Annotated in this window: 15 protein-coding genes; 9 read left to right on the top strand and 6 right to left on the bottom strand. The window is 67.4% G+C overall.

The window, feature by feature from the left end; translation table 11 throughout:
- Nucleotides 1-18 precede the first annotated feature (18 nt).
- On the bottom strand, nucleotides 19-3,324 hold the full coding sequence (locus tag HNQ07_RS20885) for a helicase-related protein (RefSeq protein WP_184115443.1): 3,306 nt from the start codon (nucleotides 3,322-3,324) through the stop codon (nucleotides 19-21).
- Nucleotides 3,325-3,767: 443 nt separating this feature from the next.
- Between HNQ07_RS20885 and HNQ07_RS20880 the strand changes: the two genes are divergently transcribed.
- From HNQ07_RS20880 to HNQ07_RS20850, 7 genes are all read left to right on the top strand, one after another.
- Complete coding sequence (locus HNQ07_RS20880; RefSeq protein WP_184115442.1) at nucleotides 3,768-4,034, top strand: hypothetical protein; 267 nt, start codon at nucleotides 3,768-3,770, stop codon at nucleotides 4,032-4,034.
- Between the two features lies 1 nt (nucleotide 4,035).
- Nucleotides 4,036-4,647 (top strand): SOS response-associated peptidase, encoded by a 612-nt coding sequence (locus HNQ07_RS20875; RefSeq protein ID WP_184115440.1) that lies wholly within the window; start codon nucleotides 4,036-4,038, stop codon nucleotides 4,645-4,647.
- Nucleotides 4,644-5,069, top strand: a complete 426-nt coding sequence (locus HNQ07_RS20870; protein ID WP_184115438.1) for a hypothetical protein — start codon at nucleotides 4,644-4,646, stop codon at nucleotides 5,067-5,069. The genes HNQ07_RS20875 and HNQ07_RS20870 overlap by 4 nt, the downstream gene beginning before the upstream one ends.
- 4 nt (nucleotides 5,070-5,073) lie before the next feature.
- Complete coding sequence (locus HNQ07_RS20865) at nucleotides 5,074-5,283, top strand: hypothetical protein (protein ID WP_184115436.1); 210 nt, start codon at nucleotides 5,074-5,076, stop codon at nucleotides 5,281-5,283.
- Between the two features lie 355 nt (nucleotides 5,284-5,638).
- Nucleotides 5,639-6,115 (top strand): hypothetical protein, encoded by a 477-nt coding sequence (locus HNQ07_RS20860; RefSeq protein ID WP_184115434.1) that lies wholly within the window; start codon nucleotides 5,639-5,641, stop codon nucleotides 6,113-6,115.
- Between the two features lie 1,561 nt (nucleotides 6,116-7,676).
- Nucleotides 7,677-8,591 carry an ArdC family protein gene (locus HNQ07_RS20855; RefSeq protein WP_184115432.1) on the top strand — a complete coding sequence of 305 codons (915 nt, stop codon included), beginning with the start codon at nucleotides 7,677-7,679 and terminating at the stop codon, nucleotides 8,589-8,591.
- A 533-nt stretch (nucleotides 8,592-9,124) separates the two neighbouring features.
- Entirely contained in the window at nucleotides 9,125-10,291 is a 1,167-nt protein-coding gene (locus HNQ07_RS20850; protein WP_184115430.1) for a hypothetical protein, read from the top strand.
- Between the two features lie 21 nt (nucleotides 10,292-10,312).
- Here the strand turns inward: HNQ07_RS20850 and HNQ07_RS20845 are convergent, their stop codons facing one another.
- The 3 genes from HNQ07_RS20845 to HNQ07_RS20835 form a co-directional block, all read right to left on the bottom strand.
- Entirely contained in the window at nucleotides 10,313-10,918 is a 606-nt protein-coding gene (locus HNQ07_RS20845; protein ID WP_184115428.1) for a hypothetical protein, read from the bottom strand.
- A gap of 59 nt (nucleotides 10,919-10,977) precedes the next feature.
- Nucleotides 10,978-11,364: a hypothetical protein gene (locus HNQ07_RS20840; RefSeq protein WP_184115426.1), complete on the bottom strand. Its 387-nt coding sequence runs from the start codon at nucleotides 11,362-11,364 to the stop codon at nucleotides 10,978-10,980.
- Nucleotides 11,365-11,429: 65 nt separating this feature from the next.
- Nucleotides 11,430-11,930 (bottom strand): hypothetical protein, encoded by a 501-nt coding sequence (locus tag HNQ07_RS20835; protein ID WP_184115419.1) that lies wholly within the window; start codon nucleotides 11,928-11,930, stop codon nucleotides 11,430-11,432.
- 179 nt (nucleotides 11,931-12,109) lie between these two features.
- On the opposite strand from HNQ07_RS20835, the gene HNQ07_RS20830 reads away from it, so the two are divergent.
- Both HNQ07_RS20830 and HNQ07_RS20825 read left to right on the top strand, forming a co-directional pair.
- Entirely contained in the window at nucleotides 12,110-12,616 is a 507-nt protein-coding gene (locus HNQ07_RS20830; protein WP_184115417.1) for a hypothetical protein, read from the top strand.
- A 70-nt stretch (nucleotides 12,617-12,686) separates the two neighbouring features.
- Nucleotides 12,687-13,262, top strand: coding sequence for a hypothetical protein (locus HNQ07_RS20825; protein WP_184115415.1), 576 nt, complete (start codon nucleotides 12,687-12,689; stop codon nucleotides 13,260-13,262).
- A gap of 365 nt (nucleotides 13,263-13,627) precedes the next feature.
- On the opposite strand, the gene HNQ07_RS20820 is transcribed toward HNQ07_RS20825, so the two are convergent.
- Both HNQ07_RS20820 and HNQ07_RS20815 read right to left on the bottom strand, forming a co-directional pair.
- Nucleotides 13,628-14,323, bottom strand: a complete 696-nt coding sequence (locus tag HNQ07_RS20820; RefSeq protein ID WP_184115412.1) for an ABC transporter ATP-binding protein — start codon at nucleotides 14,321-14,323, stop codon at nucleotides 13,628-13,630.
- A gap of 20 nt (nucleotides 14,324-14,343) precedes the next feature.
- A partial coding sequence (locus HNQ07_RS20815) for a hypothetical protein (protein ID WP_221275269.1) occupies nucleotides 14,344-14,608 on the bottom strand: 265 nt, incomplete at its 5' end.

The raw sequence follows: 14,608 nt of genomic DNA, 5'->3' as shown, positions 1-14,608 counted from the left end.
GCAGATTGCCAAAATGCGTTACATCGGGGTCAGGCCCAGAGAGCAGAGAATCTCCGGCTCGGAATGGCGAAGGTCATCAGTGGGAACGGTCAGGCGGCCTTCCTGCTGAAGCTGCACCACCAGCCGGATCAGCGCATCATCGCCAATGCGGGTGCGGAAGTGACCGCCGAGGGTGTTGCGGGCGCTCTCCTGAAGGGGCGCGGCTAGCAGGTCTTCCAGCACCGTCTTCAGCTCCGGGTCGGTGAACAGCGACCCCTCGCGGGTGTCCTGAATGTGCTTGAGGCGCTCGTACAGCTTGCGGCGGGTGCTGCCGGGGGTGCCCAGTGCCCCGGCGCTGCCAGAGGCTTCTTCCTCGACCACCCGGCGGGCCGCGCGTTCCACCAGCTCGTGATGGTTGGGCAGGGGCGGCAGGGCGGGTGTGGCCGGATGACAGGCTGCTGCCCGCAGGATGGCAATTTGGCTCTCCGTGACGCTGCCCCCGTGTTCGTCCAGCCAGGCCAGTGCGTCGTTGCCCTGCGGCGTACGCAGGTACACCAGGGCCCCACCGGGCTGGGTGGGCGTGGCCGTATGGGCGCGGGTCGCGTACACCACGCTCGGCAGCTTCGGAATCAGGTGGAGCAGACCAGGATCAGCGTCAGTAGCGTTCTTCCAAATCTGGTACGCCTCGCTCGCCAGATCGACCTCGCCGTCGCCCGCCTCGTCCAGTATCCCGGCCTTCTCGTTATACAGATCACGGAGGTCGCTGGCCGCCTCCTCGTCGTCGAAGAAGGCCTCGTCGCCGCCCACCACCTGCCCGGCATCCCGCAGGCGGCTGCTGACGCGGGCCCGCAGGCCAATCAACTTCTCCACACCGTCAGAAGGAATGAACGAGTAGGCGTGGACGGTATCCGACTGCTGCCCGATGCGGTCAACGCGCCCTGCGCGCTGAATCAGGCGGATGATCGCCCAGGGCAGGTCATAGTTCACCACCACGAAGGCGTCCTGGAGGTTCTGGCCTTCCGACAGGACGTCAGTGGCGATCAGCACGCGCAGTTCGTCCTGAACGCGCTGTCCTTGCGGGGCAAAGCGGCGGGCCAGTTCCGTGGGACTGCGGCTCTCACCAGTGACCGAGGCCAGCTTGCCCACCCCACGGCCTGTCAGTTCCCGTTCCAGGTAGCGGGCCGTGTCGGCAAACTGCGTGAAGATCAGCACCTTGTCCTGGCCGTGCTGCCCGGTGAGGAGGTTGTGCAGCGTCGTCAGTTTTGCGTCCGCCTGCGCCTGCCAGCGGCCGGCAGCAGCCAGGATCTCCTGCAGCGCGGCGTTGTCGGCCTGAAGATCCTCGCTCAGGGCAGGCGTGAACAGTGAGGCGGGCAGCCACTTGAAGCGGGTGTGGTACTGACCGGAGAACATCTGGTACACGTCGCCGTAGCTGACCTGCGTCCCCTCGTCGCTCAGCCGAGCAGTGTCGTCGGCATCGACCACATCAATGACGACGCTACTCTCGTCCTCATCGATGGAATCCAGCAGGGCTGCGTCCTGTGATCCCACCGGCACGGGCAGGCCATTGGCCAGGGCATGGAGCAGCACCCCATTGCGGCGGATATGTCGCTCGACGGATTGCAGGAAGGCGAAGCCGCTGCTCTCCAGTCGCTTGAAGAAGTTGGTTCGGACGAATCCCTTGAGCCGCTCTCCCGCCCGCGAGAGGTCTTTGAGCGTATTCAGTTCTGCGGCGCTGGGGCTATGTTCTAGCAGCGGGGTGACGTAGTTGCCCAGGCCGTAGCGGGGCAGGCGCAGACCATCGATCACGTCCACCACGTGCGTGCTGTACAGCGAGGCATATTGGTCATCGACCGGGAAAGCCAGCGTACGGGGCTTGCGCACTGGGAAGTAGTACCGCTGTCCACTGGGATAGGCCAGGTAGGAACGCTGCCGGGCCTCGTCGAACTCGGTGTAGTTGTTCTGGATGAACGTCCGGGTGCGGCGCACCAGGAACAGCCGCATCAGGTCACGCCAGTCGTCTGCGGAGTCACTGTGCTCGAACGCGCGGATGGAACGCACAGCGCACTGGTGCTTGCGGACGAACCCGATCTCGCCGTCGGAGATGGTGCGCAGGTAGGCTTCCGGGCGGATGCCGATGTCGCGTTCTTCAGGAAGAAACAGCCGGAGCTGGCTGGACAGATCCAAGTACGTCTTGTTGTAGGGCGTGGCGGTCAGCAGCACCACGTGGCTGTCGTTGCGGGCGATGTAGTCCCGAATGGCCGCGTAGGTCTTGCCCTCGCGGTTGCGCAGGTTGTGGCTTTCATCAATGACCACGAGGCGGTAGCGGCGCAGGTCGGGCAACTTGCTGCGGGCCTGGCTCTGGGCCATGACCTCGGCTCGCAGGCCGTAGTCCCGGCGGTACTGCTCCCACATCGGCACCAGGTTGACCGGGCAGAGGATCAGGGTGTCGAAGTATTGATCCTCCATCGTGCGGATCAGCGCGCTCGCCATCATGGTCTTGCCCAGGCCGACCACGTCCCCAATCATCACGCCGCCCCGGTTGACCAGGTGATGCGCGGCGATCTTGACCGCAGCAGTCTGAAATTCAAAGAGAGGAGTGGGAAAGTTGCGCGGCAACTGAAACTCTGCGATGCCTGCCCGCGCTTCCCGCGAGAGGTGGTAGGCCACCTTCAGGTAGATGTGGTACGGCGAGCGCAGTTCCGTTGAGGCCCAGCTTTCTTCCAAGATATTCAGGAGTTCGTCCGTCAACTCTATGCAGAAGCGGTCAGCCCAGCGGTCGGCGAACCATGCTTCCAGCTTTAGGGCGGCGTCCTGCTCCACCACGTCCAGGTTGAGCTCTCCCTGCCCACTCAGGCCGGAGAAGGTCAGGTTCGAGCTGCCCACGTATCCGATAAGCGGGGCCTTGTGATCGGCCCGCCGCACCAGATACAGCTTGGCGTGGAGAGGATGGCGCAGAAACAGCTTGACCTGCACTTTGCCTTGCCGAATATGGCGGATCAAGTCACGAAGGGCCGTCTCGTCGGCGGTCTTGGGCAGCCCAACAGTGAGCTGCCTCCTGAAGTCCTCGATCAGCTCCCGCCGCGCCTGAAGCAGCCTGGCTCGGTCGACTGGTTCGTCACCTCGCAGGCCGAACAGTGTTTCCAAGTTCTCGCGGTCGGGGCGCTGCATCCCAATCAGAATTCGGCAGACCGATCCCCCTGCCCACGCCTCAACCTGACACGCGAGCGCCCGCCAGCCCCGGAGATTGAAGTACCCGATGCTGAAATCCGCACCTTGCGCCTGGGTCAGGGTGGCCTGGAGTTCGGGCAGCAGGTGCTTGTCAATGTTGTCGTAAATGGTTGGCAAGGTGCCCCCTCAGGATACTGCACCCAATCTAGCGAAGGCAGCGTCCTGAACGCGCCGCATATCTCTGCCGGCACGGGGAGTGGCGGATCGGGTGGGATGGAAGCCGTGTTGAGCAGGTGAATCACGCTTAGGCTCTTCGTACTCGGCTGCTGACACCCGTCTTTTGCCCACCCACACCGCCGTGTCCATTTGCGTCCGTTTGGGCCAGGAGAGCGTGACGAGCGTGCATGGCTGGCTCAGTGTGATCAGGCGGTGCCCTGGTGCAGCAAGGCAGTGATTGCCGCATCGCAAGATGGCCGAAAGCTTCCCAGCCTTTCTCCAGTCGGTTCCTGACCTCAATTCTGTCATGAAGGTGCTGAACCATAAGCGGGGCAAAGCGTGCCGCGCAGCATACTTAGCATCATGTCACGTGACATGCCTATTCATCTGCCGTACTCTGACCCATGCCGCCCCTGCGCTTCCACCCCCTGCTGATCCTGGCGGTGCCCGCGTGTCACGAGGTCGATCCCCACGCCTGGCACGAACTGCGCCGTCATATCTCAGTCGAGTACGGGGCCGCCCTGCTGGCTGAGGGGTCAACCGAGTTCGATACTCTGCCCGTTTTGCTGGGCGACTGGGGCCGGCATGAGGCCAGGGATGTCCTGCATGACCTGGCCCCGTTCCTGGCCCGCGCCTTCTTCACGCTCGACTGGCTTGAAGAGGTGATCTGAGATGTGCGGCCGCGCCGACGACGACCTGGGGCCGGCGGGCTGGGAGGTCGTGCGCCACCTGTTCCGGGTGGTAGTCGACGACACGGGCGTCCCACGGCTGGAGGTGCGTCCGACCGACCCGCTGCGCTTCGTGCGGCGCCAGCCGGGCGGCTTCGAGCTGATCGCCGGCCGCTGGGGGCTCGTGCCGCCGGGCATGACTCTGGCCGAGGCGAAGAACTATGCGACCTTCAACGCTCGGGTGGAGAGTCTGGAAGAGAAGCCCATGTTCCGGCAGGCGTTCGGTGCCCAGCGCTGCGTGATTCCCCTCGCGGCCTTCTGGGAATGGCCCACGAGCGGCGGCGAGAAGGTCAAGGTTCGCATTGCCCGGCGCGATGCCAAGCCCCTTCTGGTCGCCGGATTGTGGAGCGTCACCGACACCCCGGACGGCCCACTGGAAAGCTGCACGGTGGTAACCCGCCCCCCCACCCCGGATCTGCTCGACGTGCACCACCGGATGCCCGCACTCCTGCTCAGCAAGGACATCTCGGCCTGGCTCACCGCCCCGCCGCACCGGGCCCGCGAGATCGCCCTGAGCAGCTGGCAACCCCGCATCCTGAAGGTTGTGCCGGCGTGAGCCGTTCCAACCCGTCGCGCCGTGTGGGCGAGTACGCCGAGCACTTGCACGCCGTGCAGGCGATTAGAGACCGCAAGGACAGGGAGCAGCAGTGGGCGAAGGCCGCCCTCCAGCAGCGCTTTCACAGCGCCCTGGCGAAGAGTGGTCAGGCGGCCGCCGAGCTGTGGCAGCGCGAGCGGGCTGCCCTGGTCGCGCACGGCCTCCTGGCGCCCGACCTCATCCTGACCCCCAGCGCTTGGACGCCGCAGCCCGCCCCCGCTCTGTACCCGGAGCCCCTGCCGCCCACCCCCACGGCCGTCGAGGCAGCGCGCGTGGCAGCTGAGCTGCTGGGCCAGCGCCCGCCGATGACCGAGGAAGATCATGCCGCCCTGGGCGTCTACATCGCCCGACTGGGCCTGCTGTACCGGGAGGTACGCTGGTAGGACGATGCCTGAGCTGCCGGGTCGGTTGATCGCCGCCATTCATGTGGGGCTGTGCGCCGCCCTGCTGTGGTCGGCCACGTCCTACGCGAACTATGCCCTGGAGAACCTTCGGGCGGGGCTCTGGGTGGGCGCGGTCGTGGATGGCCTGATCTGGGCCGGCGCCGTGTATAGCTGCTTCTGGTCGGCCAAAGAAGGAGCCAGGCGCTGGAAGTAGGGAGGGGTGGCAGCACCGGTATTGAAACGGCTGAATATTGCCTTCCCGGGCCTGCTCTAAAGAGGGCGGCGCAACCTCAGGCAGGAGTGGGCGCGGGGCGCCGCGTGTCGCCTCCGGCGATGGGCCGCGCGTTGGCTTGTTCTGCCATTGCAGTCAAGGCGGCCCCTTGCAGAAAGCACACGCACGCTGAACGAAGCCCGTAGGGCAGATGCTCCAAAGCTGATTCGATCTGCCCTAAATACCAGTAAACGGGTTTACCATTTTACAGGTATACCTTGACATTTCAGTAAGTGTTTTACATACTTAGATCAATCGGGGGCACCTTCCATACCCGCCCCCTACGAAGGAGCGAGGGATGACCAGCACGCAGCGCAACCCCCAACCCGGCCTGATCTACGAGTACACCTACACTGGCGAAAGTTACTTCCGGGCCACACTGAACGCCGACCTCACGGTGACGATGGTGAACGCCCAGACCTGCCGCACCGTCGAGGTAGGCGTCCTCAGCAGCCTGGGCACGCTGGAGATGTGGGCCAAGTGGTGCTTCGAGACCGCCAACGGCCAAGAGACCTATTGCACGCTGGGGCCGGTAGGCCTGCGCATGGCCCGCAAGTACGCCGAGAAGTGCGGTGCCCTGGGCCGCACACGCGCCGCCGCCTTCCACCGCCAACTCGCGGGGCGCGGCGTTCCCGGCACAGAGCATTACGCCGTGTGTGCGCGGGTGCTGGGCCGTGGAGTGCAGAGCCTGGCGACCCTCACGGAAGACGAGGCCCGCAAGGTCTGGGCCAGCGTACAAAGTGGCGAAGTCCACAAGCCTGCCCACGCCGCGTAGAGGCACAGTCGCCCCGCTCCAAGCGGGTGGGGCCAGCTGCAAGGGGTGCCGACCACGCCCGGACGCGTCAACCTCACACACCCTGTTGAACCGCTCCACCGTGCGCGACCATACCGGCGACACTGTGGCCGTGTTCCGCGCCAGCTGCTCAGCGCCGCGCAGGTCGGGCGGCTGCGCGGCGACCCGGTGTGACGGCGAGGCCCTGGCGCGGCACCCCAGCGCATCTGGAGGTTCAGCCCCCAGGTCTGCCTGCGCGCCGCCTGACGCCGATCCCCACCCCGTTTTTCTTTTTGCGAACCCTGGGGGAGCGGCCCCCTGACCGAGACGAGCCGTTCCAGCGCTCAGATCTGGCATGAGCAGGGACAGCGGCCCCAACCGGACAACCAGCCTCAGGTTTCGTGGCACTGCCAGCATGCCGAGCATGAGCTGCTCACCACTCCGCGTGTGATGCAGAAAGGGAAGCGCTGCAGCGGCAACGGCGCCCCGCGCGGACGTCTGGCTGGACGCCACGCTACCGTGGGACGCACGGCAGCGTGAGCGGCAGGCCGGTGAAGGTCAGGGGTGATCACGCGCGTCTGTTCGGCATCGAGATCGAGCTGATTTGAAGTTCGCAAAAGAGAACAGGTGGGTCAGGCTGAGGTGGCCGGCGCGCATAGGGTAGATGAGCTTTGGCACAGATGCCCTGGTGCGGGTGGTGACCTGGCATGGCGCCAGGTGCAGGAGGAGCGGTGCGTCGAAGCGGTGCGTCACCGATGTGTTGATACAGGAGGGGCAGGTCTGCCCCTGAGTCCGGCCATAGGCCGGCCTACCCCCGGGGGCAGAGCCCCGCCCCCACGTGAACGGTCGCCGGGTGAGGGCGGTCGTTCCTGCAGGCCGCAGCCCGGTCGCCGGCGTTGCGTGCGACCGTCCACGGCCCCCACCCACAGGGTGCAGGCCCAGCGGCGGGCGGGCCAGGCAGGGTTGCGCGCTTCCGCGCGCCGCTTCCGGCCGGGGCCGGGATTGCCGGGAGGGCGCCGGCAAGAACCCAGGAGCGCCTGACGGCGCGCTGTGCCCAAGGCCGGACGCCGCCGCGACCCGGCCGGGCGGCCCGCTCGAACCGGGCCCCTGGCGGCTCGGCGCCCATCCTCGCGGGCTGAAAGATCAACAGATGAAGGAGCGCCCCCCGGCGCGCTGTTTTCATGGTTTCCCCAACCGGGGCGCTCTTCGAGCTTAGCGGCGTGCTCGCTGCGGTCAAGGGAGGGAGCCTTGACCTCCACTGCGCGCGCCGCTGAGGCGCTCACGCGCCGCCCCTCGCCGGGAAAATGTGTGGGGGAAGGGCAGAGGACAACAGCACGAAGGACAGGGGCGGCCCCGGACATCCGCGACCAGTACCAGGGGGAGGCCACTTCCCGCCCAGGACGCGCGCCGGAGGCGCGGCGCTTCGCGCGTGCCCCCGGACATACGCGGGTTTACCTGCTTACGGGTATACCTGCTTTTCTTGACAGCTAAGTAAGTCTGAGATATACTTATGTGTGTAGGGGGCACCGTCCACACCCGCCCCCTGCACAAAGGAGCGTCCGTCATGCCGTACAAGAAGCCCAGCACCCCCGAGGAAAAAGAAGGCGCCCGCGAGGCCTCCCAGGCCATCACGCAGGAACTCATGGCGCGCATTGATACGTGCGCCCAGCGCCTGGCCGAACAGCTGGGGGCCGGGGCCAGTGACGAGCTGCTGACCTTCATGCGCTTCTCTGCCCGCTTCCACACCTACAGCCTCAACAATCAGGTGTTGATCTGGTTGCAGGCTCCCGAAGCGGCGCACGTGGCCGGGTTCCACGCGTGGAAGGCCCTGGGCCGCACCGTCAAGAAGGGGTCAAAGGCCGTGCGCGTGCTGGCCCCCCTGGTGATGCCCGATCACGAGGCCCCGCCCGTGAACGGCAAGCCCGCTCAGAAGGTCGTGGGCTTCAAGTACAGCTCTATTTTTGCCGACTATGACACCGAAGGCGACCCGCTGCCCAGCGCCGCCTTCATGGTGGTTCAGGGGGGAGACGACGGCACACGCGCGCTGCTGCGCTCGCTCACGGCCGCGTGCCCGGTGCCCGTTCGGTGGGAGGACGGCGAGGGGCGCGGGGCGCACGGCTGGACGGACGGCGGGCAGATCGTCCTGAGCCGCGAGAAGTGCCAGGGCGAACCGGCGCACGCGCTGCGCGTGTTCTTTCACGAGTGGGCGCATGTCTCACTCCACTTCCAGGGCGCGGGCAAACGCGCCGAGGATCTGCCCGACCGCACGACGCGCGAGCTGGAAGCCGACGCCGCCGCCTACGTGCTGAGCAGCGTCTACGGCGTCGAGGCCACCGCCGCTGTGGCCGACTACATCACCCACTGGGGCGGCAACGCCGAGAAGCTGCACGGCAGCATGACCAGGATTCAGCGCGCTGTGTCAAGCATCCTGGGCGCGCTGGAAGAGCAGGCCGAAGTGATGCCGCAGGCGGCGGACTGAAGCGCAGGGCGGCCCCCGCATGGGGGCCGCCCCTCTCAAAGAAGGCCGCTCACCGCTTAGGCCAGCGGCCAGCGCCTGTGCCAGGCCGATGAGCGCGTGGGCCTGGGCCCCATCCCGCGACTCCTGGCCGTCCAGCGCCCCTGGACGGGCGGCGCTGGCCGCATCTGTGGCCTGTAGCACGTGTGCGCCGTCGAGGGAGCTGCTGTATCCCCACCGCCTGCGGCGATCGAGGATGGGCGGCTGTCCGATCACGGAGCCGCGCGTGGGCCGGTCGAGTCATTGCAAGAGCGCCGACGCTAGAGCAATACGGGGCGCGCTGGCGCCGACGGCGCGGCTGGGGCGTTCCTGCCCAGCGTCCATCTCATACACTGGCGGCGTGGCCTGAGCAGCCCGTCAGGCTTGCTGGGAAGCGTCGCGGCGGTGGAGTATGAACTGATCGCACTCGCGGCGGCGCAGTACCCGGTGGAGCTGCTCAATACGCAGGGCCGGTAATTCCCACCCTGAAGGTAGCCTCCGCTAGAATGGCCTTTCCCATGCCCAAGCGTCTTCTCCTGCCTGCGACGAGCGTTCACTCCGGCGCCCTGGTGTATGACAACTGGCAGCTGGCGAAGGCCTCGCCCGACGCCTGGGGTATCGAGATCGAGCACTATCTCTTCACCGACGCCCACATCGTGGACGTGTGTACCGCCGGCCCGTACGAGATGCTCTACACAGGAGCCATCTGGGAGGAGTCACCGCGTCCAAGTCACACGCTGCGGATTCAGTACCACCTTAGGGACGATGAGCAAGACAAACTGGAGACCAAGGCCGATCGCTACACCGGCATGTGGCTGCCAGACGAGTGGGCGGCGCTGCTGTCGCTGTCTCTCGGCGTCCGGGTGAAGGCCGGTGGGTCTGTACGGGAATTCCGGCCCGGCGAGGATCCTCGCGGCCTGCCCCTGATGCTGCAAGGTCGCTGGCGGCCGCCGCCGATCCCGCTGCCCCACACCCAGGCGATTCTTCCGGGGCTCCCCGAACGGCCCGCGTCGCTTACGGATCCGGCGGTGCTGACCCGCTTTCACGAGGTCTCGCCCAGCCAGTCCGTCGCCCTGGTGAAGGCCGCCCGGTCGTATCAGGAGGCCATCTGGAACGTCGAGGCGGAGCCCGAGCAGACCTGGCTGCGCCTGGTCGCGGCGGTCGAGGCCGCGGCGGTGGAGTGGGATCCCCTGAGTGCCGATCCCGTGGAACGGTTTCGCCTCGCCCAACCTCAGGCTGCCGATCTGCTGACCCGAGAGGGCGGCGAGGCGCTGCTGGGCAGCATCGCGGAGTATCTGGCGCCGTACATGGGCGCGACGAGGAAGTTTCTGGATTTCCTGACGACCTTTCGGCCTGAGCCGCCGACGATACGCCCTGATTTTGGTCTGTACAACTATGAAAATATTCAAGCGTATCAACGCGGTCTGAAGCGCATCTATGACTACCGGTCACGCGCCCTGCATGCCGGCACCCCTATGCCACGCCCGATGTGTCTGCCACCTATGCGCTGGGGGGATGGGCAATACATTGAGACGTCTATTGGTCTAGCCAGCTCCTCGTTTGGCAGCACCTGGGCCACCGAGGATCTGCCGATGATGCTGCACACCTTTGAGCACATCGTGCGGGGCGCCCTGCTGGGGTGGTGGCAGTCGCTGGTGCCTTCCGCGCCAACCTCTACAACTTAGGGCCTCATCGACACTCCCCCCTCAACGAGGGTTCAGGATGGTGCGGATGAAATACTTCAGCCCCGCTAGGATCAACACCAGCGCGATGAGGGCGTTGAGGTACATCACGGCGGGCAGCATCCCCGCCAGGCGGTTTAGAAACCAGTCGAACGTCCAACCCGTGAAGGAGCCGTCCTGCATGATGCGGCTGCCCGTGCCCAGGATGAAGCTGAGCCCCAAGTAGTACACCGCCAGCAGCAGGCGCCGGGCCGCCAGACCGTACTCGCGGTGCCGGGGGGTGCCAGAGGGGGCGCCGCCCTGAGCGCTGAACAGCAGGGCGGCGAAGCCCGCGAGGGCCAGCGGAATGAGCGCCGCCGCGTCATTCAGGCCACCGGGAAAGATCTTGATGGCCGCCTGCTTGGGGTCACTGAGCTGCAGGTAGACGCTGCCCACCACCCAGAAGCCGGCGAAAAGGGCCACCAGCGTCAGCATCCAGGTGTAGGCCTGCGCCAGTTGCCTCCACAGGTCGATGCGCAGGAAGCGGGTGACTGCGAGGGCCGTGACGCGCTTCGTGCGGCGACCTGCCCTCCAGGCTTGGCGCAGCCACTGGCGTCTGCGACTCAGGGGCGGAGTGGGGGAGGTGGTCATGGCTTCAGTACGTCGCGCCGCACCGGCAGGTTGCCAGACACTTTTTTGGCCCCACTCAGTCACTTCCGGGTGGACGTCCTGGAGAACAGGCAGAACACGTGGGTCTTCACGCTGGCGTAGAAGCCCCCGGTGCGGCCGAGGAACAGCGTGAAGGTGGCGTCGGCGCTGCGGTTGCGCTCGGTCATGCCGTCCTGGCCGATCCTGCGGTTGAGCATAATCTGCACGACCGCGTTTTCAATCGGGCTGCGGGCCGACGCGCGACCGCTGAAGTTCACCGTGTACGCCGGGGACGCGGCCACAGCGCGGCGGCACGCCTGATCGGCTGCGCGGTCGGAGACCAGCTGCGGAAACGCATACGTGAACAGTTGTTTCTGTTCGCCCTGGCCCACCGCCGATGGCGACGGCGCGAGCAGGGTCATCAGGAACATGGCGGTCACTCGGTTCATGGGGCTCCATAACCCCCCGTCAGGAGGGAAAGATCTACTGCGCCTACCCATGCCAGCGGGCACCTTCAGCGGCCCAGCGGATGCTTCCACACGTATTGCAGTTCTTGTAAAAAGAACTGCCGGGGGCGACTGGAATTGAAGGGCTCTCCGAGCGTGCCGAACACCGTGTCGCCGATCACGGCCAGCCCCGGATCGGCGCAACTCGGGAAGGCGTAGACCTGCGGGCGACGATCCTTCACCGGCCAGTGGTCGAAGTCCCGGGTGAGCGCCAGCATCCAGGTCGTGCCCACCGGATAGCCGGACACGAACCGGCGCCCCGACCCGCCGTTGTCCCCGTAGACCCGCAGCTCTTTCGTGGGAGCGCGGCCCTTGAGGGTGTTCAGCACCTGCACGTCCATGTAGTCGGGGGTGGGCGGGTCGCCGCTCGTCCCGCCGTACCGCAGCACCCGGGCCTCCACGATCAGCGGCGCCGCCTTCGACGCGGCGGCGAAGGGCTGCCACGCACACGTGGTGGCGAGCGCGCCGGAAGTGAGCAGCGCGGCCACGAGAGGGAGAACAAGGCGCATGGGCTCAGGGTAGGGAAGAGGAGCTGACGCACGGTGAGATTCGGGGTCAGGCCGCAAGGGTGTTCTCGCCGGGCCCTGCGCTGCCCCGTTCTGTCTCCCGCCGGTCACCTGACCGTCAGCCCACTCAGGCACCCTGGACGCTCCGCTGATCCCGCTTCCCGTCCGTTCCCGAGGTCTCCATGCTCCTTCGTCTGTTCCTGACCCTGTCCGTGCTGCACACATCCGCCCTGGCGTCCGCCCTTCCCGCCCCAACCGCCCCCCTGGTCGGCACCTCCGCCTCCTTCGCCCGCGCCCCCATCTGCCGCACGCTGGGCTGCGTGTACCAGGGCGTGCGCCGCTTCCGGCTGGAGGGCAGCAACAACCCGATGAGGGTCTACCGCTACCGCCTGACGGGCGGGACACAGGTTGAGGTCACCCGCTTCGACCTGCCCGGTCAGTCCGGCGACGGCCGCGTGGTCACGGTGCGCGCCCAGGGCCCGGTCACGCCCCGGGGCGCCCGCACGGCGGCGCTCCTGGCCACGGCCGCCTCGGGCCGCCCGGTCAGCGCCGCGCAGGTCACGGCCTGCTGGAGACAGACGTCCAGCGGGCCGCAGCGGTTCCTGGTCTCCGGCAGCTTCGAGGCCCCCAGCGTACTGTGCGGATCTCAGGGCAGGAGGGGCACGCTGCTGGTGACCCTCACCAACTGAGCGGGCACAGACCTGGATACAGGTGTGCTCCGTCTGTCTCCTTTCGCCTCACCCACTTCCCGGAGGCTCCATGACCTTCCCCCAGTTCACCCGATTTCTGCTCGTGGCCCTCAGCCTGAGTGCCCTGGCCGCCGCCGGTGCTGTGGATTCGTCCCTGATCCAGACCCGGCAGACGCTGCAGAAGCTGATCATTCAGGACGGCGTTCGCCTGCTGAAGGATTGCGGCGGCGGCAACGGGGATAACCACGAGCAGGCCGTGCTGTTCCCGGCGGGCCGCTCGGATGTCCTCTACCTGGCCGAGGGCGGCCTGCACGCCGCGTTCCGGCTGGTGGCCGGGCGGCCGGTGCGCGAATGGTGCGGTACGGTCGCGGCCGAGGGCACGCCGGTCAGACTGGCTGGGCGCCACACCTTCGCGGTCTATGCCCAGCAGACGTACGGTTCGCCGCTCCGCTACCGCTATCAGCAGGGCCGGCTCCCCGGTTACAGCGGCAGCCTCGACCGCTTCTCGCTGCTGGCGGGCCAGTCCAGCCGGAGTACGGTGGACGGGAACGGCGAGTCGCGCTGCTTCCAGGTGGTCAAGCAGGCGATGGGCCTCTCCATGCCGGTGGTCACGAATGCGGCGCGCTGTCCGGAGCCGGCGCGCTGAACCCGGCGTCCTGCAGCCGACTGGCTCAGGGGGCGTCCAGCGGCGGCAGGGCGGGCAGGCCCGGGGTGACCACATGTCCAAGGCCCGTATCGCACGCGACACGGGCCCCAGTGCTAATCAATCTACCTCACCACGTCCCTGGGGACAGGCGTCGCCGAAGACCCGTCGGCTGGCATGACGTGGTGATGGCTGCTGAACGGCGAGCGAGGGGACGTGTTGTTGCTGGACAGCCAGGGTGCCCGATGCTGAGCAGCAGGCGCTGGCGGTGTGACACCAGCGCCGATTGGCTGTGCCCGCTGAGGGGAACGGCTGACCGGGGCGGCCGGCGCCCTGACACGGGCACTGCTGCTGAGATTGCGCCCTGTTCAGCGTCTCCCGTCTTCCACTACCCGTCCGTCCTTTAGCACGACGTGCCGCTGCGCGCGCGCCGCCACCAGCGGGTCATGGGTGACCACCACGACGGTGTGGCCGCGGGCGTGCAGGTCGGCGAAGAGGTCGAGGATCTCCCCCCACATGGCCTGGGGTAGGTTGCCGGTGGGCTCGTCGGCGAGCAGCAGGGCGGGCTCGCGGACAATGGCGCGGGCGATCGCCACGCGCTGCTGCTCCCCCCCACTGAGCTGCGCCGGGCGGTGCCCGGCCCGGGCCCCCAGCCCGACGGCCTCCAGGGCGTGCAGGGCCCGTTCCCGCGCCCGCACTCTGGTAACCCCCGCCCAGCGGAGCGGCCGGGCCACGTTGTCGAGCGCGCTCAGCTCCGGCAGCAGGTGGAAGCCCTGGAAGACGAAGCCCAGCATCTCGCCGCGCAGCCGCGACTGCGCGCGGTCGGGGAGCGTCCAAGCGTCCTGGCCGTGCAGGCACACCTGCCCGCGGCTGGGCCGCTCGAGCAGCCCCAGGACGCTCAGCAGCGTGGACTTGCCACTCCCCGAGGGGCCGGTGACCGAGACGAACTCGCCGGCGTGCAGGTCGAGGGTAACGTCCTGGAGCACGCTCAGGTCGCCGTACTGCCGGGAGACGGAGCGCAGGGAAGCGAGGGGGACGGCAGGATGATCTTCATTCAGGGTCATGTTCGTCCTCCAGAGTTGAATCAGCTGCCCGCACTCAGCAGCGCTCCGAGCCGTTGCGCGGCCAGCCAGCGCTCCCCGAGCCACGTGAGAAGCCCCGTGAGTCCCACCGTGACCAGCCCGACCACGCCCAGCGTGAGCGGCCCCGGCAGGGTGGGGCGGGCTTCCGGCAGCAGGTCGCCCGCGAGGCCGAGCGGCGCGTCCAGCGAGAAGGCGTTGGCGAGGGCGGGCGTGAGCCCGGTCGCCAGTCCCAGGGCGAGGATCGAGCCCAGCCCCCCCAGGGCCAGG

This window comes from Deinococcus metalli (assembly GCF_014201805.1).
In the GTDB taxonomy this organism is placed as follows: domain Bacteria; phylum Deinococcota; class Deinococci; order Deinococcales; family Deinococcaceae; genus Deinococcus; species Deinococcus metalli.
The sequence above is the reverse complement of the archived record's forward strand: the minus strand, read 5'-3'. Positions and strand labels throughout refer to the sequence as shown.

Excerpts from the sequence above, each read along its gene's own strand:
- HNQ07_RS20865 (WP_184115436.1), top strand. The coding sequence starts at position 5,074 with ATGCCTGAGCTGCCGGGTCGGTTGATCGCCGCCATTCATGTGGGGCTG.
- HNQ07_RS20850 (WP_184115430.1), top strand. The coding sequence starts at position 9,125 with ATGCCCAAGCGTCTTCTCCTGCCTGCGACGAGCGTTCACTCCGGCGCC.
- HNQ07_RS20830 (WP_184115417.1), top strand. The coding sequence starts at position 12,110 with ATGCTCCTTCGTCTGTTCCTGACCCTGTCCGTGCTGCACACATCCGCC.
- HNQ07_RS20880 (WP_184115442.1), top strand. The coding sequence starts at position 3,768 with ATGCCGCCCCTGCGCTTCCACCCCCTGCTGATCCTGGCGGTGCCCGCG.
- HNQ07_RS20875 (WP_184115440.1), top strand. The coding sequence starts at position 4,036 with ATGTGCGGCCGCGCCGACGACGACCTGGGGCCGGCGGGCTGGGAGGTC.
- HNQ07_RS20845 (WP_184115428.1), bottom strand. The coding sequence starts at position 10,918 with ATGACCACCTCCCCCACTCCGCCCCTGAGTCGCAGACGCCAGTGGCTG.
- HNQ07_RS20825 (WP_184115415.1), top strand. The coding sequence starts at position 12,687 with ATGACCTTCCCCCAGTTCACCCGATTTCTGCTCGTGGCCCTCAGCCTG.
- HNQ07_RS20840 (WP_184115426.1), bottom strand. The coding sequence starts at position 11,364 with ATGAACCGAGTGACCGCCATGTTCCTGATGACCCTGCTCGCGCCGTCG.
- HNQ07_RS20820 (WP_184115412.1), bottom strand. The coding sequence starts at position 14,323 with ATGACCCTGAATGAAGATCATCCTGCCGTCCCCCTCGCTTCCCTGCGC.
- HNQ07_RS20860 (WP_184115434.1), top strand. The coding sequence starts at position 5,639 with ATGACCAGCACGCAGCGCAACCCCCAACCCGGCCTGATCTACGAGTAC.
- HNQ07_RS20855 (WP_184115432.1), top strand. The coding sequence starts at position 7,677 with ATGCCGTACAAGAAGCCCAGCACCCCCGAGGAAAAAGAAGGCGCCCGC.
- HNQ07_RS20835 (WP_184115419.1), bottom strand. The coding sequence starts at position 11,930 with ATGCGCCTTGTTCTCCCTCTCGTGGCCGCGCTGCTCACTTCCGGCGCG.